The following is a 15,394-nucleotide window of genomic DNA, read 5'->3' as shown; positions in this document are numbered from 1 at the left end:
TCCGTCCCTGGAGGCTCGCGTGCGCCATCCATGGCGCACGACGGTCCCGCAACCTCGCACACCCCCACCCTCGACAGTTGGCTGGTAGCCGAGGAAAAGCACTGCGGGCAAAACAACGCCAGCGCCGCCGCTTCCGTGTTCCCGCTTCCGCTCTTTCATTGCGCACCAGCCCACTGTCAAAGAGTGGGTACGGGTGGCGTTGCAGGACCGTCATGCGCCATGGATGGCGCATGCGCGCCGACAGGGACGTACTTGCGGCGTGTCCCGCAACGCCACCCGTACCCGCCCAAGCCAGAGCAGGCACGAACTCGCGGCCGTTGTTCCTGCTTCGGCTTCGGCTTCTAGCTTTTGGCTTCTAAAAGAAAATCCAAAAAAAACGCCCCGGCCGAAACCGGGGCGTGCCCATTGGAGAGGGATCTGGGCTCAGTACTGCGCGGTCAGGGTGACCCCGGAGAAGGTCGAATAGCCCTTCACCCGCACGTGCCAGGTACCGGCCGCCGGTGAAGTGATCGTGCAGGTTTCGTTGTTGCCGCTCAGGTACGGGCGGCAGTTGTAGACCGTGTCGGTCGGAGCGCTGCCCGAACGCACGTACAGATCGGCGTCACCGCTACCGCCGGCGATGCTCACCTTCAGCTGCGAACTGCCCGACGGCACCGTCAACGTGTAGGCCAGCGATGCGCCGCTGGCGGCACCCAGGCCGCTGACCGGCACATTGTTCTGCAGCACCGTACCGGTGCCCGGGTTCGGGTTGGTCCCGCCCAGTGCCGCCGTGACCGCCGCGTCGGCGTCCACGATGCCCGCACCGCAACCGCCGCTGCATGCGCCCGGCAGGGCCCGTGCGGTGTTCTTCAGCAGCGTCTCGATCGCCGCCGGCGTGAGCGCGGTCGGGGCCACCGACTGCACCAGCGCGACCACGCCGGCCACATGCGGCGCCGCCATCGACGTGCCGTTGTAGGACGCGTAGGACGCCGTGCCCGGCACCGTGGTGCCGCTGTTGAGGGTGGACAGGATCGCCTGGCCCGGGGCCGAGATATCGATGCCGGCGCCGTAGTTGGAGAAGCTGGCGCGGGCGCCGGCCGAGGTCGTCGCAGCGACCGCGATCACGTTGGCGCAGTTGGCCGGCACCGAGGTGGACACGTTGGCGTTGCTGTTACCGGCGGCCACCACCACGGTCGTGCCGCGCGAGACCGCGCCGTTGATGGCGTTCTGGTAGGTGGTCGAGCAGGTACCGCTGCCGCCGAGGGACATGTTGATCACTTCGGCCGGGTTGGCATTGGCCGGCACGCCGCTGACGGTGCCGCCGGAAGCCCACACGATGGCATCGGCGATGTCGGAGGTGTAACCACCGCACTTGCCGAGCACGCGCACCGGCACGACCTTGGCATTGAACGCAGTACCGGCCACGCCGGTACTGTTGTTGGTCACCGCCGCGATGGTGCCGGCCACGTGGGTACCGTGCCAGCTCGAGTTGGAGGCCGGGATGCCCGAACCGCACTCGTTGGCGCCGTACCAGTCGCCTTCATCGTTGGGATTGTTGTCGCGGCCACCGCCATCGCGCGCCATCGCCGCGTCGCTGATGAAGTCGTAGCCGGGCAGGATATTGGCGTTGAGATCGGGGTGGTTGGTGATGCCGGTATCGATCACCGCCAGGACCACGCCGGTGCCGGTCGCCTTGTCCCACGCCGGGCGCACGTTGATCGAGGCGTTGCTGGTGCCAAAGCCCCACTGCTCGGACAGGCGGGTGTCGTTGGGTACCAGGGTGGCGTGCATCAACTGATCGACTTCGACATAGGCCACGTTCGGGTCGGCGGCAAGGCGGCGCATCAGCAGTTCGGCCTCGGCCGCATCCAGCGGACGGTCGGCCTTGACCACGGTCGGGCCGATGGCCAGCTGGCGTAGCGTCTGCACGCCCAGCGCGCGGCCCTGCGAGGCAGGGACAGCCAATGCGGCCGCTTTCAGCGAGCTGGCCAGTGCCGTCGGGGTGGCCGCCAACTGGCTGCCCGGTTTCCAGCCAACGATGAAGCGCTCCTGCTTCGTCTCAGGCGACAGGCCGCTCAGGTGCACGTCGCCGGCGAACGCCGGGGCGGCCAGCAGCAGGGTGGAGAGGACGGACGCGCCCAGTACAACCAATGCACGTTGACGCAAACGGGGTTGCGAATCATGAGACATCGGATTTCCCTTTCAGACAGTGGGTGCCGCGAACGCGGCTGAATGTCCAGTCCCGACCCGGGGGCTGCTGAAGTCGATGGCGCGGATCGGACCAGGTGTTGGATCGGTTCCCCTGAATCAAACCGCCCATCGCGACGCTAGTGGCTCGGTGCGCATTCAACAATGTTTCAGCCGCACTTCAGGAACATGAAATGTCGGATCTGAGACTTTTCGGGTCGAGGGTTTGTGAAAGTGAAGGAACTCTCCGCCTGACGAACGGTCAGGAAACGTCATCACATGTCCATTTCAGCTGTCTTGACCGTCAATTCGCGGACAAGCCTTGCGCGCCGGGGCCTGCACGTCGTTGCCACCGCTGGACAACGTGCCGATCTGCCGATCTGGTGCGCGCCGTTGGCCGGCTGCTCGCGCTGACCGCGGCTGGCGGTGCCGGGGGTCATGAGGAGCCGGCCAACGGCCGGCGCAACTTGCGCGCAGGAACGGGTTGGTGCGGCCCTGAAAAAGCCCGCCGGTGGCCAGCGGATGGCCGGATGATTGTTTGACCGCCCATGAAAAAACCCGCCTGTCGCCAGGCGGGTTTTCAGTACGGCAGCCGCGCGGCGGCGCTTACGCGTCCAGGCGCACCAGCCAGCCGTGACGGTCCGGCAGGCGACCGTACTGGATGTCGGTCAGTTCCTTGCGCAGCGACAGCGTCACTTCGCCGGCCGGGGCGGTGATGTCGCCCACCGAGAAGTCTTCGCCCTTGAGCTGGCCGATCGGGGTGACCACCGCTGCGGTGCCGCAGGCGAACGCTTCCACGATCTCGCCGGAGGTCACGCCGTCCTTCCACTCATCAAGGGTGACCTTGCGCTCTTCGACCTTCATGCCGCGGTCGCGCGCCAGCTGCAGGATGCTTTCGCGGGTGATGCCTTCCAGGATGCTGCCCGACAGCGACGGGGTCACCAGGGTGCCGTCCTTGTAGACCAGGAACACGTTCATGCCACCCAGTTCTTCCAAGTACTTGCCCTCGACCGGATCCAGGAACAGCACCTGCGAGCAGCCCTGCGCCTGCGCCTTCTGCTGTGGCAGCAGCGAGGCGGCGTAGTTGCCACCGCACTTGGCCGCACCGGTACCGCCCTTGCCCGCGCGTGCATATTCGGTGGACAGCCAGATCGACACCGGGGCCACGCCCTTGGCGAAGTACGGGCCGGCCGGGCTGGCGATCACGTAGTAACCGGCCTTGTGCGCGCCGCGCACGCCGAGGAAGGCTTCATCGCCGATCATGAAGGGGCGGAAGTACAGGCTGGATTCGTCGGCCGACGGCACCCAGCTGGCGTCCACGGCAATCATCTGCTTGAGCGATTCGACGAAGATGTCGACCGGCAGTTCCGGCAGCGCCAGGCGCTGGGCCGAACGCTGCAGGCGGCGGCCGTTGGCCTCCGGGCGGAAGGTCCAGATCGAGCCGTCGGCGTGGCGGTAGGCCTTGATGCCTTCGAAGATTTCCTGGCCGTAATGCAGCACTGCGGCGGCCGGGTCCAGCTGCAGCGGGCCGTACGGGCGCACCACGGCATCGTGCCAGCCGGTGTCCTTGTCCCACCGCACTTCCACCATGTGGTCGGTGAAGTGCAGACCAAAACCGGGGGCGGCCAGGATGCGCTCACGCTCCTCGCTGCTGCGCGGCTGGGCGGAACGGGTGGTGTTGAAGCTCACGGAAGACTGGGACACCGGATATTTCCTGTTCTGGTTACGGGGAACGCCTTCCACCGCAGGCGCGGCGGCAGGCGGTTACAGCATGCCGGTTTCGAGCCGGGCGGCCTCGGACATCATGTGACGGCCCCACGGCGGGTCGAACACCAGCTCGACGTCGGCCTCGGCCACCGTCGGAATCATTTCCAGCTTGCTGCGCACATCGTCCACCAGGATCTCGCCCATGCCACAGCCGGGCGCGGTGAGGGTCATCTTGATGTCGACCTCGCGCTGGCCATCGTCCAGGTGCTTGAGGTCCACTTCATAGACCAGGCCCAGGTCGACGATGTTGAACGGAATCTCCGGGTCGAAGCAGGTGCGCAGCTGCTGCCACACCAGTTTTTCGACTTCCTCGTCGGAGGCATCGGCGGGCAGTTCCAGCGCCGGGGGCGCTTCCTTGCCGATGGCATCGCCATCCTTGCCGGCAATGCGGAACAGATTGCCTTCGACAAACACGGTATAGCTCCCACCCAGGGCCTGGGTGATGTAGCCATAGCTGCCGGCGGGCAGCGTGACCGTTTCGCCCTGCGGGACCATGACGGCCTCGCAGTCGCGTTCGAAGTGGACAGGTTCACTGCTACGGGAATACATGTGGATCGATATGGGGGTCGCGGCCAATTCCCGCAAGGCGACCATTTTAGCCCAGTGGCCGCCCACGCGCCGGTCACCCCGCAAGCCGGTATCCTGTGGGCACTTACAGGAAGATTGCATGTCGCCCACGTCCGTGCCTGTCCGGAGCCGCCACTGGCTCTGGCCCCCGATGTTGCTGCTTGGTGTTGTCACGGCCACGTTGGCCTGGTTGTTCATCGCCCTGCTCAGCGGCCGCCAGGCTGGCTGGATGGCCGTGCTGGCGGCCTTGGATATCGCCTTCATGCTGCGCCTGGGCACCTTTGGTGCTGGCCGGGCCCGCGTGGCGGTGACTCTGCTGGCCACCGTGCTGGTGGCGCTGGCAGCCAACTGGGGCATCGCCTCGGCCTACCTGGGTGGCTCGATGGGGCTCAATCCGTGGGATTCAGCGTTGCGGATGGGCCCGTTCATGGCCTGGACCCTGCTCGGCCTGGCCAATGGCGCAGCCGAATGGCTGTGGCTGGGCGTGGCCCTGGTGGTTGGGTGGTGGGTGGCGAAGTAGCCGCCCTGCATGCGCGCTGTCGCCGCATGCCTTGCATGCATCGGTAGTGCCGGCCGCTGGCCGGCTCTTCCTGACGTCTGGACGGAAACGCGTTGGTATTCACGCATCGTGGGAGCCGGCCAGCGGCCGGCACTACGCGATGTTGCTTCAATGCCCGCCGTCGAGCGCCTTCAATTCGCTGACCAGCGCGCTGGCTGCGCCGGCACCATCGCCGTACAGCATGCGGGCGTTGTCGGCGTAGAACAGCGCATTTTCGATACCGGCAAAACCGGTGCCCTTGCCGCGCTTGATCACCACCACATTGCGCGCGTTGACCACGTCCAGGATCGGCATCCCGTAGATCGGGCTGGCCGGATCGGTGCGTGCGACCGGGTTGACCACATCGTTGGCGCCGATCACCAGCACCACGTCGGTGTTGGGGAACTCGGGGTTGATGTCGTCCATGTCGGCGATCAGATCGTAAGGCACGCCGGCTTCGGCCAGCAGCACGTTCATGTGCCCGGGCATGCGCCCGGCCACCGGGTGGATGGCGAACTTCACCTTGATCCCGCGATCGATCAGGCGCTGGGCCAGTTCCCATACCTTGTGCTGGGCCTGGGCCACGGCCATGCCGTAGCCGGGCACGATCACCACCCGCTCGGCGAAGGCCAGCATCGCGGCCACGTCGCTGGCCTCGATCGGCTTCTGCGCGCCGCTGATTTCCTGCGCCACGCCACCGCCGCCGAAGTTGGAGAACAGCACCCCGCTGATCGGCCGATTCATCGCCTTGGCCATCAACCGGGTGAGCAGGATGCCGGCCGCGCCGACCATCATGCCGGCGATGATCAGGGCCTCGTTGCCCAGCACGTAGCCTTCAAAGGCCACCGCCAGGCCGGTGAAGGCGTTGTACAGCGAGATCACCACCGGCATGTCGGCACCGCCGATCGGCAGCGTCATCAACACGCCCAGTGCGAGGGCGACCACGAAGAAGCTGACGATTGCCACCGGGCTCAGGGTGACCGCGGCCCATACGCCCAGCACCACCATCGCCAGCGCGACCAGCAGGTTGAACGCCTGCTGCCCCGGGAAGGTCACCCGCCGGTCCAGCCGGCCGTCGAGCTTGGCCCAGGCAATGATCGAGCCGGACAGCGACACCGCGCCGATCGCCGAGCCGATCACCGCCAATGCCAGCACCGTCGCCGACGGCTGGCGCGCGGCCAGGTCGGCCAGCGCCTGCTCGCTCCAATGGGTGGTATCGCGGTTGGCCAGGAACGAGAAGCGCAGCAGTTCCACCGCGCCGATCGCCGCGGCCGAACCACCGCCCATGCCGTTGTACAGCGCTACCATCTGCGGCATGTCGGTGATCGCCACCCGCTTGGCCGACCACCAGGCCACGCCCGTGCCGATGGCCACCGCCGCCAGGATCAGCGGGATGTTGTGCAGTTCTGGCAGGAAGAAGGTGGCCACCGTAGCGATCAGCATGCCCAACCCGGCCCAGCGGATGCCGCTGCGCGCGGTCATCGGCGAGGCCATGCGCTGCAGGCCGAGCAGGAACAGGGTGGCGGCCACCAGGTAACTCGCCTGCACCAGCCACTGCAGCAGTTGCGCGGTGGTCACGTTCAAGGCGCCTTCTCCCCGGCGTCGCGCTTGGCGCTGGGCTTGAACATGTCCAGCATGCGTTCGGTCACCACGTAGCCACCGGCCGCATTGCCTGCGCCCAGGACCACCGCGATGAAACCGATGATCTTCTCCAGCGGCGTCTGCGCATGGCCCAGCACGACCATCGCGCCGATCAGTACGATGCCGTGGATGAAGTTGGACCCGGACATCAAAGGGGTGTGCAGGATCACCGGCACCCGCGAAATGATCACGTGGCCGGCAATCGCGGCCAGCATGAAGATGTACAACGCCACGAACCCGTCGCTCATTGCAGTCTGTCTCCCAGGCGGTCTTCCCGTCCCCCCATCATAACCATGCGCTGAACCGATCTGCAGGCCGGTCAACCGATCGGGCGCTGGGGCGTTCTCACGGTATCCCCCTGCGCGAGCGCTACCCTGTGCTGGTGAGCCCTACCTTGCAGACACTGCCCGACCAGGCCGACGCCGCGCTGCCGGTGTCGCTGGATGCGTTCCTGGCCGGGATCGGCCCGCGCGCGTTCCGTTTCGCCGAGGCTGGCCTGCACCAGCGCGACGATGCGTTGGATGCGGTGCAGGACGCGATGCTGCGCATGTTGTCCTACCAGGACAAGCCGGCCGCCGAGTGGGCGCCGCTGTTCTGGAGCATCCTGCGCCGACGCGTGGTGGACCTGCAGCGCCGACGCGGCTTCCGCCTGCGCTTCTGGCGCAGCAGCGACGAGGAAGGCGGCGACCATGACATCGATTGGGCCGATTCGGCGCCCGGCCCCGCGCAGGCCCACGAGCAGCACCAGCAGTACGCGCGGCTGGTGGCGGCACTGCGCGAACTGCCTGCGCGCCAGCGCGAGGCCTTCACCCTTCGCGTACTGCAACAGCTGGACGGCGCCACCACCGCCAAGGCCATGGGCTGCAGCGAAGGCGCGGTCAAAACCCATCTTTCGCGCGCCCGGCAGGCGCTGCAGCAGCACCTGGAGATCGAACTGTGAGCCGCCCCATCACCCCACCCGTCCTCGATGACACCACCCTGCGCGCGTTGCATGCGCAGGCCCTGCAGCAGCTGTCGCCGGCCACGCTGGCGCGGCTGCGCCGCGACCGCCAGGCCGCTGCGCCACGGCGTGGGCGCGTGCATGGCTGGTGGATGGCTACTGCCTGCTCGGCCGTGGCTGCGCTGGCGCTGGGCTACAGTTTCACCGTCAACCCGCCAACCACACCGGCCGCACCGCCGGTGACGAGCACGGTGGATGACAGCAGCGATGTGCTCGACGAGAATCCCGACCTGTACGTGTGGCTGGGCACGACCGACCTGGCAATGGAGTGAACATGACACCGCGACTGATCCTGGCGTTGCTGCTGCTGTGCGCGAGCGCGGCGGCCGGGGCGCAGAGCCCGACCCTGCCCGACTGGGAGCGGCTGACCCCGCAGCAACGCGAGGCGCTGATCGCGCCGGTCCGCGACCGCTGGAACGATGCATCGCCGCCACAGCGCGAGCGCATGCTGCAGCACGGCCAGCGCTGGCAAAGCATGACCCCCGAGCAGCGCGAGCTGGCCCGGCGCGGTCGGCACCGCTTCGAGAACATGAATCCGGAACAGCGCGAGCAGGCCCGTGCGCTGTTCGCGCAGATGCGCGAGCTGAGCCCGGCCCAGCGCGACGACCTGCGCGAACGCTGGTCGAAGATGACCCCCGAGCAGCGCCAGGAGTGGCTCAAGGCCAATCCGGTCAAAGACGCGCCGCCGCCGAAGCGCTGAGGGCGCGTCTCGGGTGGAGCCACGCCGTGCGGGGCTACTTTTTGGTCTGGCATCGCGGGCAGCCACCCATGGGGTGGCTCTACCGGGTTGCGGGATGGCTGGGTGGAGCCACGCCGTGCGGGGCTGCTTTTTGGTCTGGCATCGCGGGCAGTCACCCATGGGGTGGCTCTACCGGGTTGCGGGATGACTGGGTAAAGCCACGCCGTGCGTGGCTGCTGTTCGCCTCAGCCGCCGGCTATCCAGCGGGTCTTGGCCAGCAGCTCGTCGTCCCAGTCGAAACCAATCGCCCCGTCCTTGAGGAACAGCGCCACGAAGTTGTAGACGTTGCGCGCATACATCTCGCTGGCGTGCACCGCACCGAGGCTGGCCAGGTCGAGCGGCCCATCGACGGTCACCCCGTCGACATCCACCACCTCACCGGGCCGGGTTGCCTCGCAGTTGCCGCCGGTCTCGGCCGCCAGGTCGACGATCACGCTGCCTGGCTTCATGCCCTGCACCATCGCGGTGGTGACGATCTTCGGCGCCGGGCGCCCGGGCACCGCTGCGGTGCAGATCACCACATCGACCAGCCGCAGGTGCTCGCCGAGACGACGCTGCTGCTCGGCGCGCTCCTCCTCGGTCAGCGGCCGCGCGTAACCGCCCTCACCGACCGCGCTCACGCCCAGGTCGAGGAACTTGCCACCCAGCGATTCGATCTGCTCACGGGTCTCCGGCCGCACATCGAAGCCCTCCACCTGGGCGCCCAACCGGCGCGCGGTGGCGATCGCCTGCAGCCCGGCCACGCCGGCACCGACGACCAGCACCCGCGACGGACGAATGGTGCCGGCCGCAGTGGTCAGCATCGGGAAGAAGCGCGGTGCGCGCTGCGCGGCGATCAGCGTGGCCTTGTAGCCGGCCATGCCGGCCTGCGAACTGAGCACGTCCATTGATTGCGCTCGGGTGGTGCGCGGCAGGCGTTCCAGCGGGAAGGCCTGCAGCCCCCGCGACTGGATCAACCCGGCGCGTTCGGCATTGGCCTGCGGATGCAGCATGCCGACCAGGCTGGCGCCGGATTTGAGCTGGCCCAGCCGCGCGTTGTCCGGCGGCTGCACGCACAACACGATGTCGGCCACGGCCAGGCGCGCGTCGTCGGCCAACTGCGCGCCGACGTCCAGATAGGCCTGATCAGGAAAACCCGCCGCCTGTCCGGCCGCGGGCTCGAACCACACCGTCGCGCCCAGGGCGGCCAGCTTGCGCGCCGTCTCCGGCGTCATCGCCACGCGTCGCTCGCCCGGCGCGCGTTCCCGTACCACCAGCACATCGACAGCCATGCATGTCCCCGACGATCAGCAGAGTGTGGGGGGATCGTAACCTGATCGCGGCATGGACGCCTGCCGCCCCACCTCGCTGGTGCACTGCCGCCGGGCAGGGCCCGGCGCTACCGGCTCAATGCACGGTGGCGTTCTTGTTGTCCAGCCGGTCGATCACACCCTGCATGGCGCTGTCGAAGGCACCATCGTCGATATGCGCGCGCAGGCGGCCCAGCCGCACCATCACCGCAAGTTCTTCCGGCGAGGCCACGCAGAAGCGCACGCCACGACGATTGACGAACAGCAGGCGCGAGGAAATCGGACTCACCCAGGACAGCTTGCCGGCCTGCACCTTGCCGTCCTTGTCCACGAAGTCCAGCCACGTGCCGATCTCCAGGCCGCGGAAACGGTCCGCATCGGCGTTGTCGAAATCGCTGACGTCCACCTTGCTGCCCAGCTCGACGGCAGCGGTTTCCTGCACCGGCGGGGTGGGCAACGCCACCTGCGGCAATTCGGGCAGCGCGCGCTCCAGTTCCGGGCGCGATTCGGCGATGCCCTGCAGGGTGTCGTGCAGCGCATCGATCGCGCCGGTGGCCGCATCGGCATGCACGCCGACACTGGCAAACACCTTGCGCAGCGACGCGTGCCAGGCCTGCAGCCAAGGCTTGCCGACAATCTGCCGGCGCGCCTCGGCCACTTCTTCCAGCAAGCCGTCAGCCAGTGCCAGCGCCTCACCGACCGATGCGCCGTCTTCGCCCTCGCGCAGCACGCTCAGGGTCAGGTGGTGCTGCCACGGCTGACGCAGGAATTCGCCGATGGCCTGTGGCAGCGTCGCATCGGCGATGCGCCGGTCCAGCTCGGCGGCCGAACGGCTGCGCGCCATCTCCAGCTTTTCCTGGCCGCGCTGGGTTTCAGCGGCGCGGCGCTCGGCGATCTCGATCCGGCGCCGGTGTTGGGCGAGGAAATCGCGGAATTCTTCTTCCAGGGTCAGGAAGATCGCCAGGTTCTCATTGAACTCGGCCACCAGGCGCTCGATGATCTCCTCGACCTTGCCCATCAGCACGCGCTCGGCCTGGCTTTCGCCGGTGTTGCCTTCGCAGGCCTCGGCCAGCGAGTTGAGCAGCTTGCGCGCCGGATGGGTCTTCTGCACGAACATGCGTCGGTCGAGCATGGCCACCTTGACGAACGGCACCACCAACCGGCCGATCAGCTCGCGCGAGCGGCCCTCCAGGTCGCGTTCGTCCAGCATCACATCGAACAGCATGCCGACCAGATCGATCGCATCCTCGTCCTGCGGATCCAGCCGCGCCTGCGACGGATCCACGCCCAGGCGGGTGGCACCGGACAGCACTTCGCTCTTCAACCGCTGGGCCAGCGATTCACCGTCTTCGCCGATCGCCGCGCGCAGGGTCGCGCTCGGGGTGGCCTGCAGCAGCGACAGCACCGACATCATTTCGCGCTGGCTGAGCGGACGCTGCTGGCCCACGGCGACGCTGGCCGCCGAGGTGGCGTCCTCGCGCACGTGGCGGGTCTGTTGCAGCAGTTCGTGCAGGGCTTCGAGCAGCATGCCCTGGTTGTTGCTCATGCCTTCGCCGGCGGGGCCCGGCGCCGGGCCGGCCTGCGCGGACTGCATGCGGCCGCGGCTTTCGGCCCAGCGATCGGCGAAGCGTTGCGCCCAGGCAGGCGCCGCCGCATCGTCATTGCCGGCCAGCGATTCGGCATCCAGCGCATCGACCAGTTCGTCCAGTTCATGGCGCGGCGCTGGCGCGCGTGCGGCAGGACGGCGCGGGGTCGACATCTGCGGCATGACCCCGGCGGCGGCCAGCAGCTCGTCCAGCGCTTCATAACGCTTGCCGATCGTGGCGTGCAGGTCGCGTTCGCACAGCTTGATCAGCACCAGCCGCACTTCCGGGGCCAGCTCGCAGTCGGCAAACGCCTCATGGATGGCTACGCCGATATGCTCGGGGCTGATCGGGTTGCTGTCGGGATTGATGTCCAGGCCACCGGCGATCCAGCCCAGGCGGCGATCCAGCCGTCCCAGCACCGGCTTCCAGTCGCGCAGCAGCACGGTGGCGAAATTGCGCACCGCCAACCGCGACTCCAGCACGTGTTCGGGCACCAGGCTCAGCCCATCTTCGATCTGTCCGGCCAGGGTCGCCTCGGCCGAGGCCGGCTGGCCACGATCAAGCGCATCCCAGGCCTCGTCCAGGTGGCCACGGAACCCGCGCACGATGTCCTCGCGGCGGCGGCGCAGTTCGCGCATCCCGTCCAGGAACAGCAGCTGCGACGTGCCAGCGGTGCCGGCACGGTCGAACAACACGTCGTCGAAACGGGCCAGCACGGTCGCGAACGACTCGGTCAACGCGGGCAGCACTGCCTCGCGGGCCTGCTTCAACAGCGCCGGGTCGCGACCCGGCTGCCCCAATGCATTGGGCGTGGCGATCATGCGAAAAGGCTCCCCACCCTCGCAGGCACAGAATGCAGCATGGAAACGATGGATACCGGTGCCCCCCAGGCACCTGCATCCGGATGGCAGGTCGGCCGACCGGTCAGGGACGGTGAAACAGTCCGCACGTTGAACCTCATGACCGGGTGCCGGCAGGCCTTGTATCGTACGGCCAGCGCCGACGGGAAGCGAGTACAGCCATGTGAAGGAATGCCACTCATTAAGTGATGTTCATCACGCTTCGTCGCAAATCGATCAGAGAAGGCCCAAGGCCGCGTCACAAACTGCCGCGACTATACTGGGCACACCGCCCATCTGATCGAGAAATCATGCCCGACTCCCCTGCGCTGCAAGCCCTGGACGCCCGCCGATCGGTGCCGGCCCTGCAACTGGGCGCGCCCGGGCCGGAGCCGGAGATGCTGCTGCGCATGCTGGCCTCGGCGGTGCGCGTGCCCGATCACGGCAAGATGGTGCCCTACCGTTTCCTGAAGATCGCCGGCGACGCGCGTCACAGTCTGGGGGCGTTCCTGGCCGAGCGCAGCCGCGCCCGCGACCCGCAGGCCTCCGATGCCCAGGTCGAAAAGGACCGGATGCGCTTTTCGCATGCCCCGCTGATCATCACCGTGATCGCCCAGCCCCGCCCCAACCCCAAGGTGCCCGAGCAGGAGCAGCTGATGACCGTCGGTTGCGTGTGCTTTGCGCTGATGCAGGCCGCGCAGGCGCTGGGCTTCGGCGCGCAGTGGCTGACGGCATGGATGGCCTTCGACCCGGCGGTGCACGCCCACCTGGGCCTGGCCGAGGGTGAGCGCATCGCCGGCTTCATCCATATCGGCACCCCCAAGCTGCTGCCGCCGGAGCGCGAACGCCCCGATCCGGCCGCGCTGCTGCAGGACTGGGTGGGCTGAGGTGTCCACACTTGCCCCTGCGGCCGTCGTTGCGCGGCCACCGCTGTACCTGGTCGATGCCAGCCTGTACGTGTTCCGCGCCTGGCATTCGATGCCCGACGAGTTCCAGGACCAGCAGGGCTGGCCGACCAACGCGGTGCATGGTTTCGCGCGCTTCCTGCTGGACCTGCTCGAACGCGAGCGGCCGCAGCATATCGCCATCGCCTTCGACGAGGCGCTGGACAGCTGTTTCCGGCACCGTCTGTATACCGCCTACAAGGCCAACCGCGACCCGGCCCCGGACGCCCTGCGCCGCCAGTTCGCGCACTGCAAGGCACTGTGCGCCGCGCTCGGCCTGGCCGTACTGGGCCACCACGAATACGAGGCAGACGACCTGATCGGCAGTGCCCTGCATGCGCGCCGCGACGCCGGCATGCGCGGGGTGATCATCTCCGCCGACAAGGACCTGTCGCAGCTGCTGTTCGAACATGACGAACAGTGGGACTACGCACGCAACCAGCGCTGGGGCATGGCCGGGGTCAAGGCCCGCCACGGCGTGCACGCGCACCAGATGGCCGATTACCTGGCGCTGTGCGGTGATGCCGTGGACAACATCCCCGGCGTGACCGGCGTCGGCGCCAAGTCGGCTGCGGTACTGCTGGCCCATTTCGGCAGCTTGGACACACTGTACGAGCGGCTGGACGAAGTGCCGTTCCTGCGCCTGCGTGGCGCGGCGCAGATGGCCGTGCGCCTGCGCGAACAGCGCGAGCACGCGCTGCTGTGGCGCCAGCTGACCACCATCGCGCTGGATGCCCCGCTCGACTGCGCCGATGCCGATTTCCGCCGCGGCAGCGCCGACCCGCAGATGCTGCAGGGCCTGTGCGATGCGCTGCGGTTCGGCCCGCTGACCCGGCGCCGGCTGTTCAGCGCCGCCGGGCTGCCCGATTCTCCTTCCATTGCCAGCGAGTTCGCATGAGCCACAACACCCAAGAACCCAAGGTCGTCTACGAAGGCAAGTACCAGCGCATGGTCGTGCGCGGCACGTGGGAATACAGCGAACGCACCCATGCCGGCGGCCTGGCCGCGATCATCATCGCGGTCACCCCGGAGGACAACGTGCTGTTCGTCGAACAGTTCCGCGTCCCCCTGCAGGCCAACACCATCGAGATGCCGGCCGGGCTGGTCGGTGACATCGATGCCGGTGAGTCGATCGAAGTCTCGGCGGTGCGCGAGCTGGAAGAAGAGACCGGCTGGACCGCCGCGCACGCCGAAGTACTGATGATCGGCCCGACCTCCTCCGGTGCCAGCAGCGAGAAGATCGCCTTCGTGCGCGCCACCGGTTTGCGCAAGATCGGCGACGGCGGCGGCGACGCCAGCGAGGACATCACCGTGCACGAGGTACCTCGCGCCCGCGCCGCCGCATGGCTGGTGGAGAAAATCGGCGAGGGCTACGAGCTGGACGCCAAGCTGTGGGCCGGGCTGTGGATGATCGAGCACCACCTGGACGGAACCCCGCGTGGCTGATGCATCTCCCCATCAGACGGCCCACGGCGCACTGCTGGGGCCTTCCGATCCGCCACCGTTCACCGTGCATCGGCCGCAGGGACGTTCGCCGTTCGTGCTGATCGCCGACCACGCCGGCCAGCAGATACCCGCCGCGCTGGCTGGCCTCGGCCTGGCACAAGCCGAGCGGGACCGCCACATTGGCTGGGACATCGGCATCGCCGGGGTCACCGTCGCGCTGGCGCGCCTGCTCGATGCGTGGGCGATCACCCAGACCTACTCGCGGCTGGTGATCGACTGCAACCGGCCGCTGGCATCGCCAACGCTGATGCCGGCGATCAGCGACCACACGGTCGTTCCCGGCAACCAGTCGCTGTCACCGCTGCAGCGGCAGCAGCGCATCGACGCGATCCACGCGCCCTACCATGCCCGCATCGACGCCGAGCTGGACGCCCGCCACGCGCAGGCCCGGCCAACGCTGCTGCTGCTGATGCACAGCTTCACCCCGGTGATGAATGACGCCGCGCGGCCCTGGCATGTGGGCGTGCTGTACCACCGCGACACGCGATGTGCGCATGCCCTGCTGCAGGCGCTGCGCGATGAGGGTGACCTGGTGGTGGGCGACAACCAGCCCTACGCGGTGAGCAGCACCAGCGACTACGCCGTGCCGGTGCATGGCGAAGGCCGCGGGCTGGTGCATGTGGAGCTGGAGATCCGCCAGGACCTGATCGCAGACGCCGCCGGCCAGCATGCCTGGGCGCAACGACTGGCGCGGATCTTCACCGCGCTGCAGCCGCAGCTGGAAGCATTTGCGCGCGGGTGATGCCGGCCGTTGGCCGGCAACCGGAGATCACCACACCGCAGGCGCCCCCATGGTAGAGCCGACCGTTGGT

General features: G+C 68.0%; 15 protein-coding genes. 8 read left to right on the top strand and 7 right to left on the bottom strand.

The annotated features are described in order from the left end of the window. Positions 1-423: 423 nt before the first annotated feature. From NR101_RS07175 to sufT, 3 genes are all read right to left on the bottom strand, one after another. On the bottom strand, positions 424-2,169 hold the full coding sequence (locus tag NR101_RS07175) for a S8 family peptidase (protein WP_256774990.1): 1,746 nt from the start codon (positions 2,167-2,169) through the stop codon (positions 424-426). A 603-nt stretch (positions 2,170-2,772) separates the two neighbouring features. Beyond that, positions 2,773-3,870: a branched-chain amino acid aminotransferase gene (locus tag NR101_RS07170; RefSeq protein WP_256774989.1), complete on the bottom strand. Its 1,098-nt coding sequence runs from the start codon at positions 3,868-3,870 to the stop codon at positions 2,773-2,775. Between the two features lie 60 nt (positions 3,871-3,930). Further along, positions 3,931-4,482 carry a putative Fe-S cluster assembly protein SufT gene (gene sufT / locus NR101_RS07165; RefSeq protein ID WP_019182393.1) on the bottom strand — a complete coding sequence of 184 codons (552 nt, stop codon included), beginning with the start codon at positions 4,480-4,482 and terminating at the stop codon, positions 3,931-3,933. Positions 4,483-4,600: 118 nt separating this feature from the next. Here sufT and NR101_RS07160 point away from each other — a divergent pair, with 118 nt between their 5' ends. Further along, positions 4,601-5,020, top strand: coding sequence for a hypothetical protein (locus tag NR101_RS07160; RefSeq protein ID WP_256774988.1), 420 nt, complete (start codon positions 4,601-4,603; stop codon positions 5,018-5,020). A 147-nt stretch (positions 5,021-5,167) separates the two neighbouring features. Here NR101_RS07160 and NR101_RS07155 read toward each other — a convergent pair whose 3' ends face one another. Then, positions 5,168-6,622, bottom strand: a complete 1,455-nt coding sequence (locus tag NR101_RS07155) for an NAD(P)(+) transhydrogenase (Re/Si-specific) subunit beta (protein WP_256774987.1) — start codon at positions 6,620-6,622, stop codon at positions 5,168-5,170. Beyond that, positions 6,619-6,927: an NAD(P) transhydrogenase subunit alpha gene (locus tag NR101_RS07150; RefSeq protein WP_019182396.1), complete on the bottom strand. Its 309-nt coding sequence runs from the start codon at positions 6,925-6,927 to the stop codon at positions 6,619-6,621. Before NR101_RS07150 ends, NR101_RS07155 begins: the two co-directional genes overlap by 4 nt. Before the next feature lie 146 nt (positions 6,928-7,073). Here NR101_RS07150 and NR101_RS07145 point away from each other — a divergent pair, with 146 nt between their 5' ends. From NR101_RS07145 to NR101_RS07135, 3 genes are read left to right on the top strand one after another with little or no spacing between them, the layout of a single operon-like run. Continuing rightward, positions 7,074-7,619, top strand: a complete 546-nt coding sequence (locus NR101_RS07145; protein ID WP_256774986.1) for an RNA polymerase sigma factor — start codon at positions 7,074-7,076, stop codon at positions 7,617-7,619. Then, positions 7,616-7,951 carry a hypothetical protein gene (locus NR101_RS07140; protein WP_256774985.1) on the top strand — a complete coding sequence of 112 codons (336 nt, stop codon included), beginning with the start codon at positions 7,616-7,618 and terminating at the stop codon, positions 7,949-7,951. Before NR101_RS07145 ends, NR101_RS07140 begins: the two co-directional genes overlap by 4 nt. Before the next feature lie 2 nt (positions 7,952-7,953). Then, positions 7,954-8,379 carry a DUF3106 domain-containing protein gene (locus NR101_RS07135; protein ID WP_256774984.1) on the top strand — a complete coding sequence of 142 codons (426 nt, stop codon included), beginning with the start codon at positions 7,954-7,956 and terminating at the stop codon, positions 8,377-8,379. Positions 8,380-8,603: 224 nt separating this feature from the next. Here the strand turns inward: NR101_RS07135 and NR101_RS07130 are convergent, their stop codons facing one another. After that, a complete protein-coding gene (locus tag NR101_RS07130; RefSeq protein ID WP_256774983.1) occupies positions 8,604-9,689 on the bottom strand; it encodes an NAD(P) transhydrogenase subunit alpha in 1,086 nt (361 codons plus the stop codon). A 115-nt stretch (positions 9,690-9,804) separates the two neighbouring features. Next, on the bottom strand, positions 9,805-12,114 hold the full coding sequence (locus NR101_RS07125; protein ID WP_256774982.1) for a DUF1631 domain-containing protein: 2,310 nt from the start codon (positions 12,112-12,114) through the stop codon (positions 9,805-9,807). Positions 12,115-12,443: 329 nt separating this feature from the next. On the opposite strand from NR101_RS07125, the gene NR101_RS07120 reads away from it, so the two are divergent. Genes NR101_RS07120 through NR101_RS07105 form a run of 4 tightly spaced genes read left to right on the top strand, consistent with a single transcriptional unit; the run spans position 12,444 to position 15,324 of the window. Next, entirely contained in the window at positions 12,444-13,019 is a 576-nt protein-coding gene (locus tag NR101_RS07120) for a nitroreductase (RefSeq protein ID WP_256774981.1), read from the top strand. A 1-nt stretch (position 13,020) separates the two neighbouring features. Then, positions 13,021-13,974: a 5'-3' exonuclease H3TH domain-containing protein gene (locus tag NR101_RS07115; protein WP_256774980.1), complete on the top strand. Its 954-nt coding sequence runs from the start codon at positions 13,021-13,023 to the stop codon at positions 13,972-13,974. Continuing rightward, positions 13,971-14,522 (top strand): NUDIX hydrolase, encoded by a 552-nt coding sequence (locus tag NR101_RS07110; protein ID WP_256774979.1) that lies wholly within the window; start codon positions 13,971-13,973, stop codon positions 14,520-14,522. Before NR101_RS07115 ends, NR101_RS07110 begins: the two co-directional genes overlap by 4 nt. After that, positions 14,515-15,324: an N-formylglutamate amidohydrolase gene (locus NR101_RS07105; RefSeq protein ID WP_256774978.1), complete on the top strand. Its 810-nt coding sequence runs from the start codon at positions 14,515-14,517 to the stop codon at positions 15,322-15,324. Before NR101_RS07110 ends, NR101_RS07105 begins: the two co-directional genes overlap by 8 nt. The last annotated feature ends 70 nt before the right edge of the window (positions 15,325-15,394 follow it).

The sequence above is a fragment of the Stenotrophomonas sp. Ste86 genome, from assembly GCF_024519465.1.
Classification (GTDB): domain Bacteria; phylum Pseudomonadota; class Gammaproteobacteria; order Xanthomonadales; family Xanthomonadaceae; genus Stenotrophomonas.
The sequence above is the reverse complement of the archived record's forward strand: the minus strand, read 5'-3'. Positions and strand labels throughout refer to the sequence as shown.